We start from the raw sequence: 18,519 nt of genomic DNA on the forward strand, positions 1-18,519 counted from the left end.
GGGATTGACCAGACAAAGATCCAAACGATGCGAAGGCGGTGTTTCTCAACACCGCCTTCGCATCTAGTGCTTTCAGCTGTTGTTTTTCTTGCCAAGCGCTTCAATCAGCGTTCCGAGATTATGCTCGAACATGGCAAGGTAGCTGGTGGCGGGTCCACCGCGCTCTGACAGGGCGTCTGAGAACAGACGGCCGCCGATCTCGATCCCTGTTTCATCTGAAATCTGCTGCACGAGAGCGGGGCTGGTGATGTTTTCGACGAACAGCGCAGCCGCGCCCTGCTCCTTGAGCTGCGTGATAAGGACAGCCAGGTCACGCGCGGACGGCTCTGCTTCAGTGTCGATGCCGACCGGCGCGAGGAAGGTCAGGCCATAAGCGTCGGCAAGGTAACCGAAGGCATCATGTGCGGTGACAACCGTGCGGCGGTCTTCTGGAAGAGCTGCCAGACGTGTACGTGTTTCCTTGTCGAGAGCTTCCAGCTTTGCAATGTAGGCTTCGGCATTCGCGTTGAAATCATCAGCATGGTCCGGCATTGCCTTACCCATTGCCTCGGCAATGTTCCGCACATAGATCACCCCGTTTGACAAGGAATTCCAGGCGTGCGGATCTGTTTCGCCATCGACCATGACGGGCGTCACACCTTCTGTGGCAACGTGGACCGTGGCTTCGGTGCCGGATTCTGAAATCAGCGTTTCGGACCAGGTCTCAAAACCGAGACCGTTGACGAAGATGACATCAGACTCAGCCACGGCGCGCGCATCCGCAACAGAGGGCTGATAGACATGCGCATCGGCATCCGGGCCAACAATCGTGGTTACCTTGGCATGATCGCCGACCACTTGTTCCACCATGTCCCCCAGGATCGAGAAACTGGCAACAATCTTGAGATCGTCGTGTGCATTGGCTGGCACTACGCCGACCATCAACGTTGTTGCCACGAAACCAGCAGCCAGGGTTTTCAAAAGGGTCATTGTATCCTCTCTTCAGTATAGGATTGTTCAACAGACAGTTTTTTTCCAGGCGACGGTTTGCGGAACCGGCCGCCGAGGCCAAGCGGCCCGAAAAGGGCCGAAATCAGAAAGAAGCCCCCGGCAACCAGAACAATTGCCGGGCCGGATGGGGTTTCGGGAAAGAGGTACGACAACGTCAATCCGATCCAGCAACTCGCCAACGCAAACAGAAAACCAAGAACGAGCTGGCCAGTAATAGTGCTTGCCCAATACCGGGCAGCCGTTGCCGGCAGGATCATCAGGCCTACGGCCATTAACGTACCCAATGTCTTGAACGCCGCGAGCAGGTTCAAAACCAGAAGCAGCATGAACCCCTGATCGACCAGCCAAGGTCGACGTGTTTGCGCTTCGAAGAAGATCGGATCGCATGTGCTGACGATCAACGGACGCAGGAGAACGGCAAATGCAGCTAGCGTCACCGTAGCGACTCCGCCGACCAGTATCATCGACCCATCGTCAATCCCAAGGATTGAGCCGAACAGGAAACTCTTGAGAGGGACCGCTGAACCGGCAGCTGAAAGAATGAAAATGCCGACGGCAAGAGCAATAAGATAAAGCGAGGCGAGACTTGCATCGCTGCGCAAGATCGTTTTGCGCGCGAGCAATGCCGTCAGAATGGCAACGCCGACCCCGGCAACCAGCCCGCCAATGAGCAGCGACATCACCGACAATCCGGCGGCAACGAACCCGATGACGATGCCCGGCGTGATCGCATGGGCCATGGCCTCGCCGGCAAGAGACAGGCGTCGCAGAACGAGAAAAGCTCCAATTGGTGCAACGGAAGCAGACAGCACAGTCGTTGCCACGAATGCACGCCGCATGAAAGCGAAGCTCCACATCTCGGCAAAGAGTTCAAACATGGGTGGGTTCCCTGTGGTCATAGGAGCCCTTGAACATCCAGGATGCCTGGCTTTGAGACAGATAGCCTTGAGCAACCAGCTGATCTTGCGTCAGAACGTCTTTCACCAAACCATGAGTGGCTGTTCCGTTGCCGAGGAGCAGCGCATGACTGCAATGGTCAAGGACCGAAGACAGGTCATGGACAACCAGCACCACTGCCCGACCCTCTTGACGCCATCGCTTGATGATCGACAGGAGATGCGCCTCAGTGCTCTGGTCGACCGCCGCGAAAGGCTCGTCCAGCAGGATCAAAGGGGCGTCTTGCAGAATGACACGAGCAAAAAGAGCACGCTGCAATTGCCCACCGGAAAGCGTATGAAGCGAGCGGTCTGCCAGTTCAAGAATGCCAGCCTCGTCCAGCGCCGCTGCCACCCGATTGCGGCCGCTGCGGCCCAGACCCGACCAAAGGCCAAAGCCACGCCACGCCCCCATCGCAGCAAGGTCGCGGACACGGATCGGAAAGCGCCTGTCAAACTCAGTCAACTGCGCCAGGTAGCCAATCTCCCGTGGACGTCCCGACGGCCAGTTCAGGCGTCCGCAAAGAGGCTCCATCAAGCCAAGCAACATTTTGACGAAGGTACTCTTGCCGGAACCATTCGCACCGAGCACCGCCAGTGTCGCCCCCCTGTCGACATCCAGGGACAGGTGCTTGAACAAAGTTAGATCGGGATATCCGAGGGACAGATTTCGCAGCTCCAGGACGGGTGCCATCAGAGTACCGCCAGAATGAAAAACCAAAGAAGGCCTGACAGGGCAATTGCACCTGCGGCCAGGGCAACGACACTCATCTCGGTCAGGCATGGAAGCCGCGTGTCGTGCATTTCGCGAAGGGGATCACGCTGAGCCATCAGTCCGCTCCGGAACGTGACGCAACGATCAAGGTCAGCAAGGCCTCGAAACTAGGCCTGCTCCGGTTTTGCCGCGATAGTATTGGTCTTGTGGTCTGGCGCATCGCCCTCTCCGTCTGGACGGGGATCTGGCAGCACCACACTATTGAACGGCTGAGCCGCTTTGCACATGGTCGTCTCCCACCGGGACACCCCGCCCGGTCAAGTTAAGATTGCGATGGCAGGTCTCCTGACTCGCGGGTCGAAGCTTTCCCGTTCCTTCCCGGGCCGTTGGTCGACAGGGCCCAGTGGCATTATCGGGGTCGCTCACCGCTCACAGTTGCGGGGGCAGTCACGGATTTAGCGCCCTTGCGGCTCTTCCTCACCGTGTTCCCTTTTCATCTTGCAGCCATGTTCATTCTGCAAGAACCATCAGCGGGCAAACTATTTTCTCGTTTCGAAATAATCAACACGTATTTGCCCTAATGGACTGAGCCTGGCGCCCTCGAAAAAGCGCCAAGGAGAGCTTCACCTGTTTGCGGCGAAGTCCTGTTTCGACCCCGAATTGGACTTCCGTCTTGGGGGACTATCTCGAAAAATGTGCCGACACCGCGTCCCGTGCCTCACTTTTCAAAAATTGAGAACGACCAGTAGTCCTCAGATGTGCGCTGAACCTTTTGCCACCCCAAACCTGTCAATTCGCGCGCAATCAGACGGTTGATAATTCCATGACCCAGTAAAACAGCGCTGCTGTGTTTCGCTGCTGCGTCGCATAGCGTGGCGGTGCATTTTTGGGCGCGTATCTTTGCATCTTGAATGGACTCCCCGTTCTGCGAAAATCCAAAGAACCAGAGCAGCCTAAAAATGAGAGCCCAACTGAAGAAAGACAATTTGGGGCGCTTCCATTCCAGAAAGGGCAAATCGGATTCTCGAAATTCCGGGTCGATCACTGCTCTATCTTTCAGTCCAAGCCTTTCAATCGACAGGGTGGCTCTGGGCAGGTTGCTGCTCAGCGCGATCGCGCATGAGCCGGCGATTGCCTTGGAGGCCAACGGAGGAAAACTGTCGCTGGACAAAGCTGCTGTCTCATAGCGCTTTACAATCTCTCCTACTGTTTTTGGAGAAACCCATTCCTTCTTGCAAGCGTCGAGATCGAGTTCCGGTTTGCCGTGTCTCATCAATACTATCTGCATGTTTTCCTCAGCGATCACCCGATGCCTGGAGTTGGAGCGCCATACCACCTCAAGGAAAATTCACGCGATTTACGGTCGTAACTGATTTGGAACCTTGTTTAGAAACGCGTGCGTTTAAGGTCAACAATAGAGGCGCTTTACCGGCTCACAACTCGGAGTTGGAAGCGAACTGGAATGTTTTGACCACCCGACCCGTGCGGACACTCCAGGGGTGACCCGATACGCCTCCCGATGTCACGTGAGAGGCTTCCATAGCCAACAATGCAGAACCGCAAAGCCGGACAAGAATCGAGCATCTGATAGGACGTGTCTTAGTTGCGAGCCTTGTTCCCCCAGCTACTTCAAGTTCGTATCTATCCAAGCTATACAACCAGGCTGAAGACCCAGTCTTGCAATCATCAATCAGAGTTTTTCATTGAAAATTTTTCTATTCGTTGTGTCAGCAGTTTTTCTGATTGGACCAGTTATTGCCTGGGGTTTCGTTGTTGCCCTTGGGTGTGGGTTCAAAACCAATACGACAAACTGCAGCGTTCGCCTTGCAGACTATCTGGACAGTGAATTTCTCACCCTCGCCTCGCTACCCTGGGTCCTGGGTGTCATCTGTCTAATCAGTGCCATTCGCAGATGATCCCGGCGCTTACACTTCTCTTTCAGAGGTGGGTTGGTACAAGAGCAACCGTGTTCATGTTCGGTGTTTTCTGGAAATTTCGGCGATGAACGTGCCCTCATATCTTGTCGTCCGAAACGACAGCTGGAACTTCAGTGAACTCCCGCATGAATTCACAGTTTGGCTGCGAGTTGAAAATCTGGAAGAGCAACTCGATACCGCAATTGCCCGCTTCAATGCTCACTTTGAAAAGTACCCTGGTGAAGCGAACAGCAAATCACAAAAGGTGGTGGAGCTTAGGCGGCTAAGAGCTTTCCAAGACCGGGTCAGGAAAATGGATAACGCTTCCTCACCGATATCCGTCGGTGCAACAGAGCTGCCCGTGAGTTTCAACGAACAGATCTTCGAGGGCAATTTTGTTTCGCTATTTTGCTTGAATTGCTATCGTTTGAGCCCACCGGAACTCACCTGCCTTGTTCCGTTTCAAAACGACACTTATGAGCAGGCTTTTGGGACAATGCGGCACTGTTTATGCGGCAAATCGATTGCATGGCGCATTGATGGCCAACGCAGGCCCTAGCAGAACAGGAAAGTAATCTGTTTCCAGGACAATCATCCCTGCCCGTCTTAGGTTCGCCTGATCAGTTGATCGAGTATGGATTTCACCGGGAACGCGCTCACCGAAACGGGTTGGATCTGCCCAAGTCGCGCGTTTGCCAAGCGGAGACGTTTGGGAGGGGGAAAAACTGCAAAACTGCTCATTCAATGCTTGCGCAAATCCCTTAGGCATTTGCGCTGTGTTTCGGACGAATGCTCCACGAGATCCCAAGCACAGTTAAAAGCAGCACGACGGGGAGGAGCGCCAACGGGCTCCCTGCCGCGACGAGTGCAGTGCCAGCCGCGCAGGCGATGGACGCTGCGGCTTCCGCGAGCGTCGAGGTTTTCGAAGCGACTTGCCGACGTCTGAAATTGGTGCGCTTGGCTTGCGCACGGAACCAGAGTTGAACCAGGATTGCGCTAGATGCCGCGATCATTGCACCGGCAAAGGTAACAACTGCGCCCCATACCGATATGAGCGCCAGGCCCAAAACGATCGGCAGCATTATTGCGGCGATAAGCATCAGAACTGACAAGACCTTCGCCCAGAGACGCGTGAACGCGGAGATGGGGGCCGTAACGATCAGGTCGGGTGAATCTTCTCCAGAGATGGTCAGCCAGGCAAGGCCTCCGGCAAGCTGTCCGACTGCCATAACAATTACAGGGGCGATGATCACGGAAATTTCGGCGTTCTCGCCAAAACTGACCCACAGCATAACAGCTGGCGGGATAAGATAGAGAACCTGCATCAGTGTTTGGGAAACCAGCCAGGGATCGCGGGCGATGAGCTTAAGCTCCTTGAAAACGAGCGCGCCAAGAGGCGAGTAACTGCGAAAGGTCCGTTCCGTTGCGCGTTCGCGCGGAGCCTTTTCCGTGACGCCAAGTGCCAACACGACAATGCGGCGAAACTGTACGGCGCCGCACCAGGCCCCCGCCCCAAAAAACAAGAGAGAAACAGCGAAAAGCAAAAACACAGTGGCAGTCTGTCCAGCCACCGCGTGAGCGAGGAACCACCACGCGGAGCCTGCAGCTGGCGCATGGTTGGCCACAAACGCTGGATCGAAAAGCGTGAACCTGGACATCGACCCGAAGGAAAGTATGGCTACGACTTGCATGCCGATCAGAAAGGCCGCACCGACCACCGCAGCCAAGATTTGCGCGCAGAGGCGCGTACGCTGCGCTCCGACCGTCTTGAACAGTGCGAGTGTGATCAACACACCTGCTCCAGTTGCTGTCAGCGATGCTGCCAGGAGCACCATATAGCCCCCAAGCCAATGCACCCCGCCAAGCACCACGGCAACATTGAGGAATGGCGAAATGACCAACGCCGACATCACCCAGCTTGTGAGAGCCATCATAACGATGCGCACAAGAAAGAGGTCACGGGAGGGGGCGGGTGAAGAAAGTATCAGATCAAGATCATCGCGGGCATAGAACGCACGCGTTACCGATTCCGTCGCCTGCGACAGCATCATGGTGAAGCTGAGCAGAACCGTGACCGACAGCATTGCCAACGCGGTCTGATCGAGCACAAACCCGGCGGTCAAATGGGGTGAAAGCACCGCATATGCGATCAGATGCATGACCGCATAGAACAAACTCATGCCGATCAATGCGCGCCGCAGACTTGTGTTGCGCCAACCTGAGAACATCCAGGCCCAGTCGCGCCAAGCGAGCCGCAATTCATGCTTTGAAAAACGCATCAAAGCGGAACGGGCCGCTGTCGCACTCATGCCACTTTCTCATCAAGGAGATTTGCCCTGCCCGGTTGCGTATCACCTTCGGAAACGCCACCTACGATGTCGAGGAAAATGTCCTCTAGAGAATTGCCTTCTGCGCTTGCTTGTTTGCGCAACTCTTCCAGCGTTCCCTCAGCAACAAGCTGCCCGCCGGCGATAATCCCGATCCGGTCGGCCATGCGCTCTGCGACTTCAAGGATATGCGTCGTCATGATGATCGACACTCCCTGCGCAACAAGCCCGGACAAAACCTTCTTCACCTGCCGCGCAGACCCAGCATCAAGTCCGGTGAGCGGTTCATCGAGGATTATCAAGCGCGGTTCATGGATCAAGGCACCGGCAAGCGCCACTTTCTGACGCATTCCCTTGGAGAACCCGCCACAACGTTCATTGGCATGGGGCTCAAGTCCAAAGGACTCAAGCAAAGTATCGGCCTTGAAGCGCGCGAGGTCCGGCTGCATGCTCCAGAGGCCAGCCACAAACTCAAGATATTCAAGCGGCGTCAGCTTGTCATAAACCATGGGTTCGTCCGGGACCCAAGCCAAAACCTGTTTGGCAGCAATCGGGTCTGAAAAAGCGTCGACACCGCAGACTTTGACGGAGCCGCTATCGGCCTCGAGCAATCCTGCGACCATCCGCAACGTCGTTGTTTTGCCTGCGCCGTTCGGACCCAGCAAGGCATAGAATTCACCATCCTGCACAGTCAGCGAAAGACCGTTGACTGCGGGTTCGCTGAAGCGCTTATGAAGGTTGGAAATATCAAGGGCGGTGGTACTGGAGGACGGCATCTATCTCTCATCAATAGAAGGTTTCGACCAGTTTACCGAGGGGACCTTTCGCTAATGTAAAACCCGGTCATTTGCCTCACATTGAAGCACCATGAATGAAAGAAAAGTTGGAAGGCGACCGGATGTGACGGCAGTAACAGACTGAAGTACTCCCCGGCAATAACGTAAGGTCACTTTCGCTCCAACAGGTGTCTGAAAATGATCACGTTTACTGCTCCAATCAAGCTGAAACTGCCGCAGGAAAACAACCCGTACTATCAGTATGCAAAGCCGGACACCGAGACGGTCGACAAGGGTTGGAAAGCCGTTTTCATCGGCTCCGAGGGAGCTGACTACATTTTTGGGGACGCCTTTTCCGACACCATGTACGGGAACGGTGGTAACGATGGGCTGCACGGCGGAGGCGGCAGAGATTTTCTCTATGGAGGCGAAGGAAACGACACCTTTATCGGTGGTGAAGGCGCGGACGAAATGTTCGGCGAAGCAGGTGACGACTTTTTCTGGGGCGAGCTTGATGGAAACAAGATCGACGGAGGCAGTGGTCACGACACGATAAGCTATTCCGGGATGGACAAAGGTATCGTGGTGTCGTTGAGGATGGGCGGCGCGCTGGATCCGAATACTTTCACGGTCAAAGAATACATAACCGATATCGAAAGTGTCATCGGAACCAGCCACGACGATGCCATTGTCGGCGACGACCGCCAGATTGGAAATCACCTCTTTGGCGGCGCAGGAAATGACGTCCTCGAAGGCGGCGGTGGCACCGACACTATTGTTGGAGGTCTCGGCGCAGATATTCTTTGGGGCGGGACGGAAAGCGACACCTTTGCCTTCAATCTTGGCGACAGCCCTGGAGGCACGTCAAATTTCGACACAATCAGGGACTTTGATCTCGATGACGACATCCTGCAGTTCCAGATCTATGACCCGAATCTGGCTGATTGGTCGGCCTATGAGACGACCGTAGATGGCGTCGCCGGCACCTGGGTCCGGATTACCGAGCTGCAACTCGATGGACCGGTTGCTGAAACACAGGTTCGCTACGAAGTGTTTCTCGCAGGAACGAACCTTGAAACCGTCGGAGCCGACGACTTTGCATTTGTCTGAACCAGCACAGGCGGGAAGAAAATTTCCTGCCAATAGACCTTCGAAGGTCTTCTTAAATTGGTGGCGGCGTCAGCAGACGCTCAAATCCAAAATGTCATGGGGACCAACACAGTGTAAGCCTGGATGGAAGCTCAGGTCATGCTCTGCTTAACGACTGCCTTTGCGACCAGTTCGGGCACCTTGATCATGCAATAGTGGTCCGCCTCAATCTCAAGATAGGTCCAGTGCTCCTGCTCCAAATGCGCTTTGACGTGGCTGACCTCATTTTCGGTCATGACCAGAAACTGGCTGTTCAGGCAGTGAATATACGTCTTCGGGATCGCCTTGAACCTGGTGGCATTGAAGACAAGCTTCTGAACAAAGGGCGGCCAGTTTGGCACTCCGAAATCAACCGGGTCGATCCCTGTAATCTCGAAGAAGTCCAACAGCGACTTTCCACTCTCGGGAATGAGCGTGTCCAGAAAGACCAGCCTTTCGATTTTCTCAGGTATTCGGTCCGCAGCGCCAGTGATGACAAAGCTGGCATAGCTGTGCCCTACGAGGCGCAACCGCTGCACTCCGGCTCCCTCGATGCGCTCGCAAAGCTCTTCAACATGATCCGACAGGGTTGCTCTTTCGGGATCGGATAATGTGAGGGCATCTGTCTGATGACCATCGGTCTCCAGCAAGGTGCGAACCTTGTCGAAATCTTCTTTGGTGCGTTTCCCCCCGGGGACGAATAAATAGTGTGTCACAAGCAGTTTCACCTTGCGTTTCCGATGTGCATTCGGGCGTTGGACTTTGGTGCGTGGAGCGCCTCTTGGACGTCTTTCCGGTTGAGATATCTGGACCCTCGCACCATGCGCCAATGGCATGCAATCATGCAACATAAGCAACGCTTCAGCCGCTTCTTGCCGACTTTTAAAACGCGAAGCGGTTGTGCACGTCATCACAGCGAAAGTTCGTTTACACCCGATGTCTTTGCTCTAGCACCCTGCATTAATGGCGGGTTTGGCTTAGCGGCCACTGCTTGTTAGCAAATTCAGGCCTTCGCGGAACAGAAGTACAGCGAAGATGACAAGCATGATTGCCAGCCCACGCATGATGTAGGGGTAAGCCCGACCGGTGAGCAGATGGCGGTATCGCCCCGTAAGAGCGGCAACGCCAACTTTTGAGCCGACCAGAAGAAGATAGAAACCGACAACAAACCCCCAGGGGGCCAGGGATGATTTTTCAGAAGCTGCAAGCACATAAGGCACACCGACTGTGATCCAGAACAGGTAGGGGTGAGGGCTCAGGAAATTGGCAAGAACCCCTTTTTTCAAAGATGCTGGTGCCGTAGCCGCAGCGATTTCCCCGACAGTGTCCGCCTTGGCGGTCTCGTAGGCCAAATAGAGAGCATAGAGAGCGCCAACAATCCCGAGCAGACCCAGCGCCTGGTTTGGGAGTTCCCGAAGCACAAAGAACAACGTCAGAACAATAGGGACGTCCGTGACAAGCGGCGCAGCGGCAACCAACAGTCCTTCCTTGAAGCCGTGACGTATGGTTTGAGCGATGACAATGGTCATCAATGGGCCGGGCGCCAGGCCGGCGGCCAGTCCCAAAGTAATGCCGGTCAGTGTCGCTGAGACAAATTCAGTCAAACCTTCGCCCCCAATGTCAAATCAGACTTGACTGAGAATTCACCTGTCCAGCCTCGATCTTCGGGCGTGCGATGTGCCTTCGTAGCTTCGATCATATGGGTAAACCAACACGGTGCTGTGTCCACAAGGTGGTTGCGGCTTCGCATGGCCAGCTCATTGCGAAGGAGAGTTTGCAATGGAGCAGATCGCTTCGAATGCCAGTCGCTATGCAGCCGGTGAAGAAAGGCTACAAAAACTCTCACGGCAGCTTTCAAGGTTTCACCGTAGACGAACAAACGTTCAAATTGGGTAGGCGTGGACTGACAGCTTCGTGGGCAGGAGCGGGCTGGCAGGTTTGACAAGTGAATTGAGGAATGCAGACCGCACGCGCAACGGCCCGGTCCCGATAATACTCAGGCGGATCTCATCAACACTTTGAGTTTGCTCTTCTTCCCTACCATTCGTCCATTCTCGTACGGCAAAGGCAAAAGCAACACTATACCCAGCTTCAAATGGGACAACGCAATTCATGCCAATGCGTTTGACGCTGAAACTCCATGGCAAGGTCAAGCAGTTCTGTTTCCATGTAGTGGCTGCCGACAATTTGTAGCCCAATAGGCAGGCCTTCTTTGGTCTGGCCACAAGGAATACTGATTGCAGGATTTCCTGTCAGATTAAAGCCGCAAGTAAAAGGGATGAGTGTCCCAAGTTCCTGTGTCGGATCAAATTCCGCCAGGGACATTGCCGGACGCGGCGTGGTTGGTGTGAGCAGAAAGTGTGTGCTGACAGCGGCAAAAGCAGCAGATAGTTCCTTCTGTAATTTTGAGCGCACTCGCACCGCATCCATCAATCGGTCCGCAGGTATGCCCAATCCAGTTTCAATCATCTCTGCAACCTTGGGATTGAAACGGTCGCGACGTTTTGCGAGAGCGGCCGTATTGGCCCATGCCAGCTCCGCAGAGAAGAGCGTCACAATTGCATCAACGGCCATCGGCAGTGTTGGCAGCTCCAGTTCGACGATTTCCGCGCCAGCTTGTCGGAAGACTTTACACGAATCGGCTAACGCGATTTTGATTTCCGGATCTAGAGGATAGGCATCTGTAAGAGCCGAAAGGGTAGTTTCGCCGAGAACAGCAATCCTGTTGTTGTGTTGCGGTCGTTGGTCCTGGTCACAGCGTGCTTGCAATGTTGCCGCGTCCCAAGGGTCGGGATCGGTCAGGATTGGAAGAACTTTGCCGATTTCCGCCGCTGACCGGGCAATGATTCCGACATGATCAATCGATGGTGCTGATGCCTCACGCATCACACCGTGCGAACTGATCAGTCCCCAAGTCGGTTTAAGGCCCGTCGTTCCAGTCATTGCCGCTGGAATGCGCAGAGAACCGGCAGCATCGGTGCCTAAGGCGAAGCGCGCCGATCCGACAGCGACCGAGACACCAGCTCCGGCACTCGATCCACCAGGATAGTATGAAAGATTCCACGGATTGCGTGTTAGCGGTTGGTCAAGACCGCAGGTCAACTCATGTGCAACCTGCGTACCGACTAGCGTACCACCGGCAGCACGCAGCCGAGCCACCACTGTTGCGTCTAACGTTGCGACACGATCTTCGTAGGCTTGCGACCCTCCCGAGGTCACAACACCTGCAACGTCGAACACCTCCTTCACAGCGAACGCCCAACCGGCTATCGGCGAAGATGCCTTGCTGAGGTCGACGTCGCTGGCGGAGGATCGAGCCTCCAGCTCCAATACGTGCCGATAGGCGTGGACCTTATCTTCGGTTCTCGCGACCGCGTCGAGCGTGCGCGTTAGCTGGTTGCTGGCAGTTTCCGACATGGCTTTTCCCATCTATCGCCAAGCCTTACGGTCGACTAGGTTAAACCTACATCGCTCAATAATAAAAGGGCTTAGCAATGGCCGGCCTTGATGTTTTGGTGAATGTCGCGAATGTCATTTATCTCTTTTCCTATTCGGTTCGCGACATTTTCTGGTTGAGAATCCTGACATTGTTCGGGATTTCATTGTTAATGCCTTACTACTACCTCCAACCGTCACCCCTTTGGGCTCCCATTGGCTGGAATACCTTCTTTTTTTGTATCAATCTTTACTGGATTGCCCGCCTCTTGGCAGAGATGCGACCAGCTCCTTTTACGAACGAAGAACAGCGTCTCTTCGCAATCGCTCTGCAGAACCTGTCCGAACGCGACGCATTCAAGTTCCTTCGAATGGCGGAGCGTAAAACGGTTCCCGCCGGTACGATCCTGGTGATGCAAGGCAATTCGGTTGAAGAATTGTCCCTTGTGGTCGAAGGCGAACTCGTGGTTGAGCAGGACGGCAAACGTGTTGACGATCTCTCAGAAGGAAATTTTGTTGGCGCGGTCGCGCTCCTCAGTCAGAAAAGCAAATTCTCTGCCCCAGTTACTGTTCGGGTGTCGGCTCCGACAACACTGCTGACATGGAGCTTTAAGGAATTGACCTCCAAATTTTCACGCAATTCCAGTTTACAGATCGCGATCGAAGCGAGCCTGGGTATGGAAGTCGCCAAGTGGTTGCGGACAACGCGGCAAATGCTCTTACGCACATAAACTCAAGAGAAGTCCGGCAATTCTTCTGGAGGGTCGGTCATATCGGTAAAACCAACGCGGTGCTGTGTCCACAAGGTGTAAGCCGGTTACACTCTCAGGTGTTTGCAATGGAGAGTCAGGTAATGGCACGCGTCTCTTCGTATTAGCGTTCAAGTCGCTATGGACCTGGAGAAGAAAGGCTACAAATACTCTCGCGGCAGCTTTCAAGCTCTCGCCGTAGACGAACAGATTTTAGGTACTACTGGCAGGTAAGCGGACATAAGAATATGGCTGACAAGTCACTAATCCTGGTCCTTTTAGGACACTGTCAAATCAAGAGATTCTGACGTCTTGAGAAATTTTTCAAGTATTCGCAGCGATCCCGAAGATCGGATTTTTTTCGCAGCACCAACCTCCTTTGATTCGTTGCCTAACTTCGCACACGTGATGCAGACTTCAGAGCCGCGACCAGTGTTAATAGCACCTCCGATATTTCGAATTGCATTTTCTTAGTTTTTACTTCTTGAACGGTTTCGATCCAAGTTTTTATTTATCAAATTAAATAATAATACAGATATTTCTAAATTATACTTTCCGAAACCTTTACTACAACTTTCCACCGAACGTAGGGCGTAGTCCAAACACGATATCATTAACCAAACGAGGAGAGCGCTGCGCGCCTTGCGACAGGCGGTGCGAGATGCCCATGATGCGAAGATACTTGATTTATACGTACGTATAATATAATAATCGAACGCAATGATGAGCGGAGGATCATGTGGCTCGACATTTTACAATTGAATGCGTGCTGGATTGTGAGAACCATCTTGGTGAAGGGCCTGTATGGGATCATGGTTCCGGCACGCTGTATTGGGTGGACAGCACAGGGTCCAGGGTCGGAAAGGATGCTATCTGGCGCCTCGACCCCGAGAACGGCGATGTCCGCTCGTGGCCGCTTGAACAAGATGTCGGCGCCATGGCGCTGCGCAAGAATGGCGGCGCAGTCCTGGCGCTTAGCGACGGCTTCTACACCTTCGACTTTGATACAGGGCGCACTGAGTTGATCGCCCAGGTGAATGACGATCCTTCGCGTGCGCGCCTCAATGATGGAAAGTGCGATCGTGCAGGACGCTTCTTCGCCGGTGGCATGGATGATCAAGAGGAACTGGGCATTTGCGGGCTCTGGAGGCTCGACCCCGACATGACGTTAAGCAAGGTCGAAAGTGGTATCATTTGTTCGAACGGGCCGTGTTGGAGCCCAGACGACAGGACCTTCTACTTTGCGGACACGTTCAAGAATGAGATCTGGGCCTACGACTACGACTTAGGCGCAGGATCGCTCGCGAACCGCCGGGTCTTTGCTTCGACGGCCGACGACAGCGGCTTCGCCGATGGCTCCACAGTCGATGAGGAAGGCTGCCTCTGGAATGCGCAGGTAATTTCGGGTGATCTGATCCGCTATGCCCCCGACGGCAGTATCGAGCGCAAGATCACCATGCCAGTGCGTAACATCACATCGGTAATGTTCGGCGGGCCGGACCTGATGGACATCTACGTTACGTCCATGGCGCGCGTCAGCCACCCTGCAGCTCACGACAATTTCGAAAAACAGACCAAACCTCAATTCGCCGCGGGTGCGTTGTTCCGCATCCGGGGCTTGGGTATCCGCGGCGTGCCGGAGCCTCGGTTCGCCGGATGAGCGCGTCTGAAAGGGAGGAAACATGAAACCCGCAAAATTCGACTATTGTCGGCCTGAAGACCTGCCCACCGTGTTGGCACTCCTGGCGGAAAAGGAAGACGCACGCATACTCGCCGGAGGGCAAAGCCTTGTGCCCATGATGAATTATCGCATGGCTCAACCGTCGCACCTCATCGATATCAACCGCGTGCCCGACATCGACTATATCCGCCTGGAAGGCGACATGATCGCCATCGGCGCGCTCGCTCGCCATGCGGATGTCAAAAGCGCGCCACTCATTGCCGAGTACCTGCCAATTGTCGCCGACGCTTACGACTGGGTCGCGCATTCGGCAGTGCGCAACCGCGGCACCCTTTGCGGCAACTTGTGCCATGCCGATCCGGCATCGGAGATGCCCGCGCTCATGCAGCTACTCGACGCAGTGATGATTGTTGCAAGCCAAAGCGGTCACCGTGAAGTGCCGGCAACAGCCTTCTTTACAGGTGTCTATGAAACTGCGTTGCAACCTAGTGAGATGCTCTCGGAGGTGCGCATTCCAGTGCCACCGACAGGCACCGGCTGGGGCTTTGAGGAAGTCTCTATGCGCAAGGGTGACTTCGCCTGGACCGCCTGCGCGGCGACGTTGCGACTGGATGCCGGGCGGATAACCGGTGCACATGTCGCTGCCGCGGGGATCGGCGAACGCTCACTCCGCCTGAGACAGGCGGAAACTGCCTTGAACGGGCAAGCGCCCTCGGACGATCTGTTCGCAGCGGTCGCCGCAGACGCCGCATCGGCGATGAACCCCGCCGACACCATTGGTGCCAGCGCCGATTATCGCCGCGACTTGGTGCGCACACTGATACCGCGCGTTCTGAGCGCTGCGGTCACACGCGCCAGATAAAAAGGGAGGATAACATGGATAAGATCGCGATTTCGCTGACCGTGAACGGGCGCTTAAGGCAGGCCTTGGTCCCGTCACGGATGTTGCTGTCGGACTTCATCCGTCATGAGCTGGCATTGCCGGGCACCCATGTGGGTTGCGAACACGGGGTATGCGGTGCGTGCAATCTGCTGGTCGACGGTAAGGCTGTCCGCTCCTGCCTTATGTTCGCGGTACAGTTGGATGGCTCGACGATTACCACGGTCGAAGGCTTCGGTCAGGACGATCTCCATCCGATCCAGCACGCCTTCTGGGAAGAGCATGGCCTGCAATGCGGTTTCTGTACACCGGGCATGCTGGCCGCGGCGAAGGAGCTGCTCGACCACAACCCCGACCCGACGGACGAAGAAATCCGCGAAGCCATCGCCGGTAATCTTTGCCGCTGCACAGGCTACCAATACATAATCAACGCCATCCGTTCCGCCGCCGCGAAGCTGCGCACGACCGAAACAGAAGCGGCATGAAGGAGAGACCCGTGGCATCACATCTCGACAACAACGTCATTCCGCCCAGCCGCCAGCGTGAGCTTCCCCGCCAGGGCCTGACTTGGATCGGCCAGAGCATGAAGCGCGTGGAGGACCCGCGTATTCTTTCCGGCAAGGGCGGCTATATTGACGACGTCGTCGTGCCCGGAATGGCGCATGCGGCCATGGTCAGCAGTCCCCACGCCCATGCGCGCATCGTCAGTATCGACACGTCCAAGGCCAAGGCATTGCCGGGCGTAATCGGGGTCTATACCGGCGAGGACCTTGCCAGCGTCGTCGACCCATGCCCCAGTTTCGCTTCTCCACCGGTGCCCCAGCACGCCATGGTTATCGACAAGGTTCGGCATGTGGGGGAAGTGGTCGCTGCCGTCGTCGCCGAGGATAGGTACATTGCCGAGGATGCGGCGGAGCTTGTCGAAGTGACCTACGAAGTGCTGCCGGCTAATGTCGACATCGAAGCTTCGCTGGAGGCAACCGGCGACGCGGTCATCCATCCGGACGATCGAGAGAGTAACTGCGCACTCGATGAAAGCTTCAAGTTCGGTTCCGTTGACGAAGATTTCGCCGGTGCCGACCGCATCATCAAGCGCCGTCTGCGCTGGAACCGTTCTTCAGCGCAGGCCATAGAGACTTGCGGCGTAGTTGCGGATTATGATGCGTTCAAGGGCGGTTTCACGATCCACGCAAACACCAACTTCTACAACTTCATCCCATTCGTGATAGGCGGGTCGCTACGGGTAAGTCCGGGAGAGCTGAGGATTATCCCCGTGCTCGCCGGCGGCAGCTTCGGCTCCAAGGTATTCATCCACAAAATCATTATCCTGACCGCGGGCCTCGCCAGGCTAGCAGGAGTTCCGGTGAAATACATCGAGGATCGGCTCGAGCATTTCACCAATTGCGACAGCCACGGCTCGGACCGGCTATATGACGCAGAACTTGCGGTAATGAATGATGGCACTTTCAAATCCATGCGCTTTACAGTGCTGGATGACTACGGCGCTTATCTCCAGTTCGGCGTCGGCACCCACGGCAACGCCATGGCACAAGTAACAGGTCCTTATCAGATCCCCAGTTTCGGGATGAGGGTCATCGCGGTGCTTACCAACAAGTGCCAGCAAGGCCCTTATCGCGGCTTCGGCTCCGAGGTGACCAACTGGGTGATGGAGCGCATGGTCGACGCTGCCGCCGAAGAGCTTGGGCGCGATGGAGTGGAGTTGCGCGAACAGAATATGATACAGCCCGATCAATTCCCCTACATGATCTCGACCGGCAACATCTATGACAGCGGCAACTTCCAGGCCGTCCTCAGCGAGGCAAAGCAACTGTTCGACTACGATGCTTGGCGTACGAAGGCCGCTGAAATGCGGGCGCAGGGCCGTTGCGTGGGAATAGGCCTTGCCACCTGTATGGAGCGCAGTGTCTATGGACCGACAGAGTGGTGGTCACTCAACAGCAAGGAAACGCCTGGTTTCACACTGACCTCAACGCCAGAGGGCATCAGCGCGCGGATCGACCCATCCGGCAAACTGTTTGTCACACTGAACTCGCCGATGGTCGGCAACTCCCCCGAGACCGTGGTAACGCAGGTTTTGGCCGAGCGGTTGACCATTGCTCCGGAAGACGTGGTGATCAACTACGCCGACAGCCAGTCAGGCTTTAACGGTGTGGGCCCGCAAGGCAGCCGTTTCACCGCCATGATCGCGGGAGCCTGCGTCAGCGCGTCGATCAAGTTGGAGGAGCGTCTGCTGCGCTTTGGTGCGAGTATGCTGCAGCGCAGGCCAGAAGATCTTGAGCTGCGCAACGGCTCGGTAGGCGTCAAGGGAGTGCCGGATCAGGAGAAGTCCTTTGCTGAGATCGCGCTGACATCGAGTTTCTTCCGCTTGAGTTTTCCGGATGAGGAGGTGTTCGACAGTGGCCTCGAAACCACCGCCGTCTATGATCACCCGGTCTCCACAGATCCAGATCCCGACCGGAAACACCTTGGCATCTTCTACCCAATCGTCGGCCATATCTGTCATGTTGTGGCGGTCGAAGTCGATCCGGGTACAGGCAAGGTGGAAATCCTCGATTATGCAGCGGTCCATGACAACGGAACGATTGTGAACCCCCGTACGCTCGGTGGGCAAGTCTGGGGCGGTACGGCCAACGGGATAGGCTCAACGCTGTTCGAGCAGTTTGTCTATGACCGCGATGGCCAGTTCACAAACCCCAACTTTGCAGAGTTCGCCATGCCAACGGCCAACGAGATGCCTCGCAACTTCAAGCTGGGTCACATCGAGACACCTTCTCCTTTTACTGAATACGGCATCAAGGGAGGTGGGGAAGGCGGCCGGTTGGGTGCCCCCTCTGCATTGACGACGGCGATCGAGGACGCTCTGTCTTCTTTCGGGGTCACAATCAGCACGCTACCGGTAACACCACCGATCTTGCGTGGATTGATCCGTGAGCGCGAACAGGCCGTCGCGGCGGAATAGGAGCAGA

General features: G+C 55.5%; 17 protein-coding genes and 1 riboswitch. Of the genes, 7 read left to right on the plus strand and 10 right to left on the minus strand.

Translation table 11 applies throughout. From position 1 onward, the window contains the following. Positions 1-72 precede the first annotated feature (72 nt). The 5 genes from FIV00_RS26430 to FIV00_RS26445 form a co-directional block, all read right to left on the minus strand. Positions 73-969 carry a metal ABC transporter substrate-binding protein gene (locus FIV00_RS26430; RefSeq protein ID WP_152503507.1) on the minus strand — a complete coding sequence of 299 codons (897 nt, stop codon included), beginning with the start codon at positions 967-969 and terminating at the stop codon, positions 73-75. Continuing rightward, positions 966-1,868: a metal ABC transporter permease gene (locus FIV00_RS26435; RefSeq protein WP_209006719.1), complete on the minus strand. Its 903-nt coding sequence runs from the start codon at positions 1,866-1,868 to the stop codon at positions 966-968. The genes FIV00_RS26430 and FIV00_RS26435 overlap by 4 nt, the downstream gene beginning before the upstream one ends. Further along, a complete protein-coding gene (locus FIV00_RS26440) occupies positions 1,861-2,619 on the minus strand; it encodes a metal ABC transporter ATP-binding protein (protein WP_173006170.1) in 759 nt (252 codons plus the stop codon). The genes FIV00_RS26435 and FIV00_RS26440 overlap by 8 nt, the downstream gene beginning before the upstream one ends. Further along, the gene (locus FIV00_RS29990) at positions 2,619-2,756 is read right to left on the minus strand and encodes a hypothetical protein (protein ID WP_173006171.1); all 138 of its coding nucleotides are present in this window, start codon (positions 2,754-2,756) and stop codon (positions 2,619-2,621) included. The genes FIV00_RS26440 and FIV00_RS29990 overlap by 1 nt, the downstream gene beginning before the upstream one ends. Positions 2,757-2,957: 201 nt before the next feature. Then, positions 2,958-3,184: riboswitch (cobalamin riboswitch) on the minus strand. A gap of 174 nt (positions 3,185-3,358) precedes the next feature. After that, complete coding sequence (locus FIV00_RS26445) at positions 3,359-3,928, minus strand: histidine phosphatase family protein (protein ID WP_152503509.1); 570 nt, start codon at positions 3,926-3,928, stop codon at positions 3,359-3,361. 713 nt (positions 3,929-4,641) lie between these two features. Here FIV00_RS26445 and FIV00_RS26450 point away from each other — a divergent pair. After that, the gene (locus tag FIV00_RS26450; protein ID WP_152503510.1) at positions 4,642-5,115 is read left to right on the plus strand and encodes a hypothetical protein; all 474 of its coding nucleotides are present in this window, start codon (positions 4,642-4,644) and stop codon (positions 5,113-5,115) included. A gap of 202 nt (positions 5,116-5,317) precedes the next feature. Here FIV00_RS26450 and FIV00_RS26455 read toward each other — a convergent pair whose 3' ends face one another. Further along, on the minus strand, positions 5,318-6,865 hold the full coding sequence (locus FIV00_RS26455; protein WP_152503511.1) for a permease: 1,548 nt from the start codon (positions 6,863-6,865) through the stop codon (positions 5,318-5,320). Next, positions 6,862-7,659 carry an ABC transporter ATP-binding protein gene (locus FIV00_RS26460; protein WP_152503512.1) on the minus strand — a complete coding sequence of 266 codons (798 nt, stop codon included), beginning with the start codon at positions 7,657-7,659 and terminating at the stop codon, positions 6,862-6,864. Before FIV00_RS26460 ends, FIV00_RS26455 begins: the two co-directional genes overlap by 4 nt. A 198-nt stretch (positions 7,660-7,857) precedes the next feature. Between FIV00_RS26460 and FIV00_RS26465 the strand changes: the two genes are divergently transcribed. Further along, positions 7,858-8,769 (plus strand): hypothetical protein, encoded by a 912-nt coding sequence (locus FIV00_RS26465; protein WP_152503513.1) that lies wholly within the window; start codon positions 7,858-7,860, stop codon positions 8,767-8,769. A 131-nt stretch (positions 8,770-8,900) separates the two neighbouring features. Here FIV00_RS26465 and FIV00_RS26470 read toward each other — a convergent pair whose 3' ends face one another. The 3 genes from FIV00_RS26470 to FIV00_RS26480 form a co-directional block, all read right to left on the minus strand. Then, the gene (locus FIV00_RS26470; RefSeq protein WP_152503514.1) at positions 8,901-9,515 is read right to left on the minus strand and encodes an alpha/beta fold hydrolase; all 615 of its coding nucleotides are present in this window, start codon (positions 9,513-9,515) and stop codon (positions 8,901-8,903) included. Between the two features lie 249 nt (positions 9,516-9,764). Continuing rightward, the gene (locus tag FIV00_RS26475) at positions 9,765-10,391 is read right to left on the minus strand and encodes a LysE family translocator (protein WP_152503515.1); all 627 of its coding nucleotides are present in this window, start codon (positions 10,389-10,391) and stop codon (positions 9,765-9,767) included. A 487-nt stretch (positions 10,392-10,878) separates the two neighbouring features. Then, the gene (locus tag FIV00_RS26480) at positions 10,879-12,204 is read right to left on the minus strand and encodes an amidase (RefSeq protein WP_173006173.1); all 1,326 of its coding nucleotides are present in this window, start codon (positions 12,202-12,204) and stop codon (positions 10,879-10,881) included. A gap of 77 nt (positions 12,205-12,281) precedes the next feature. Here FIV00_RS26480 and FIV00_RS26485 point away from each other — a divergent pair, with 77 nt between their 5' ends. The 5 genes from FIV00_RS26485 (at position 12,282) to FIV00_RS26505 (ending at position 18,512) form a co-directional block, all read left to right on the plus strand. Continuing rightward, positions 12,282-12,953, plus strand: a complete 672-nt coding sequence (locus FIV00_RS26485) for a Crp/Fnr family transcriptional regulator (RefSeq protein ID WP_152503517.1) — start codon at positions 12,282-12,284, stop codon at positions 12,951-12,953. Positions 12,954-13,710: 757 nt separating this feature from the next. Then, entirely contained in the window at positions 13,711-14,631 is a 921-nt protein-coding gene (locus FIV00_RS26490; protein ID WP_152503518.1) for an SMP-30/gluconolactonase/LRE family protein, read from the plus strand. Between the two features lie 22 nt (positions 14,632-14,653). Further along, positions 14,654-15,514 (plus strand): xanthine dehydrogenase family protein subunit M, encoded by an 861-nt coding sequence (locus FIV00_RS26495; protein WP_152503519.1) that lies wholly within the window; start codon positions 14,654-14,656, stop codon positions 15,512-15,514. A gap of 14 nt (positions 15,515-15,528) precedes the next feature. Continuing rightward, the gene (locus FIV00_RS26500) at positions 15,529-16,017 is read left to right on the plus strand and encodes a (2Fe-2S)-binding protein (protein ID WP_152503520.1); all 489 of its coding nucleotides are present in this window, start codon (positions 15,529-15,531) and stop codon (positions 16,015-16,017) included. A gap of 11 nt (positions 16,018-16,028) precedes the next feature. Then, entirely contained in the window at positions 16,029-18,512 is a 2,484-nt protein-coding gene (locus FIV00_RS26505) for a xanthine dehydrogenase family protein molybdopterin-binding subunit (protein WP_152503521.1), read from the plus strand. Positions 18,513-18,519: the final 7 nt, after the last annotated feature.

Source organism: Labrenzia sp. THAF82 (assembly GCF_009363435.1).
Taxonomy (GTDB): Bacteria; Pseudomonadota; Alphaproteobacteria; order Rhizobiales; family Stappiaceae; genus Roseibium; species Roseibium porphyridii.

Coding starts and splice junctions, on each gene's coding strand:
- FIV00_RS26450 (WP_152503510.1), top strand. CDS start 4,642: ATGAACGTGCCCTCATATCTTGTCGTCCGAAACGACAGCTGGAACTTC.
- FIV00_RS26430 (WP_152503507.1), bottom strand. CDS start 969: ATGACCCTTTTGAAAACCCTGGCTGCTGGTTTCGTGGCAACAACGTTG.
- FIV00_RS26445 (WP_152503509.1), bottom strand. CDS start 3,928: ATGCAGATAGTATTGATGAGACACGGCAAACCGGAACTCGATCTCGAC.
- FIV00_RS26460 (WP_152503512.1), bottom strand. CDS start 7,659: ATGCCGTCCTCCAGTACCACCGCCCTTGATATTTCCAACCTTCATAAG.
- FIV00_RS26500 (WP_152503520.1), top strand. CDS start 15,529: ATGGATAAGATCGCGATTTCGCTGACCGTGAACGGGCGCTTAAGGCAG.
- FIV00_RS26485 (WP_152503517.1), top strand. CDS start 12,282: ATGGCCGGCCTTGATGTTTTGGTGAATGTCGCGAATGTCATTTATCTC.
- FIV00_RS29990 (WP_173006171.1), bottom strand. CDS start 2,756: ATGGCTCAGCGTGATCCCCTTCGCGAAATGCACGACACGCGGCTTCCA.
- FIV00_RS26465 (WP_152503513.1), top strand. CDS start 7,858: ATGATCACGTTTACTGCTCCAATCAAGCTGAAACTGCCGCAGGAAAAC.
- FIV00_RS26455 (WP_152503511.1), bottom strand. CDS start 6,865: ATGAGTGCGACAGCGGCCCGTTCCGCTTTGATGCGTTTTTCAAAGCAT.
- FIV00_RS26495 (WP_152503519.1), top strand. CDS start 14,654: ATGAAACCCGCAAAATTCGACTATTGTCGGCCTGAAGACCTGCCCACC.
- FIV00_RS26480 (WP_173006173.1), bottom strand. CDS start 12,204: ATGTCGGAAACTGCCAGCAACCAGCTAACGCGCACGCTCGACGCGGTC.
- FIV00_RS26435 (WP_209006719.1), bottom strand. CDS start 1,868: ATGTTTGAACTCTTTGCCGAGATGTGGAGCTTCGCTTTCATGCGGCGT.
- FIV00_RS26440 (WP_173006170.1), bottom strand. CDS start 2,619: ATGGCACCCGTCCTGGAGCTGCGAAATCTGTCCCTCGGATATCCCGAT.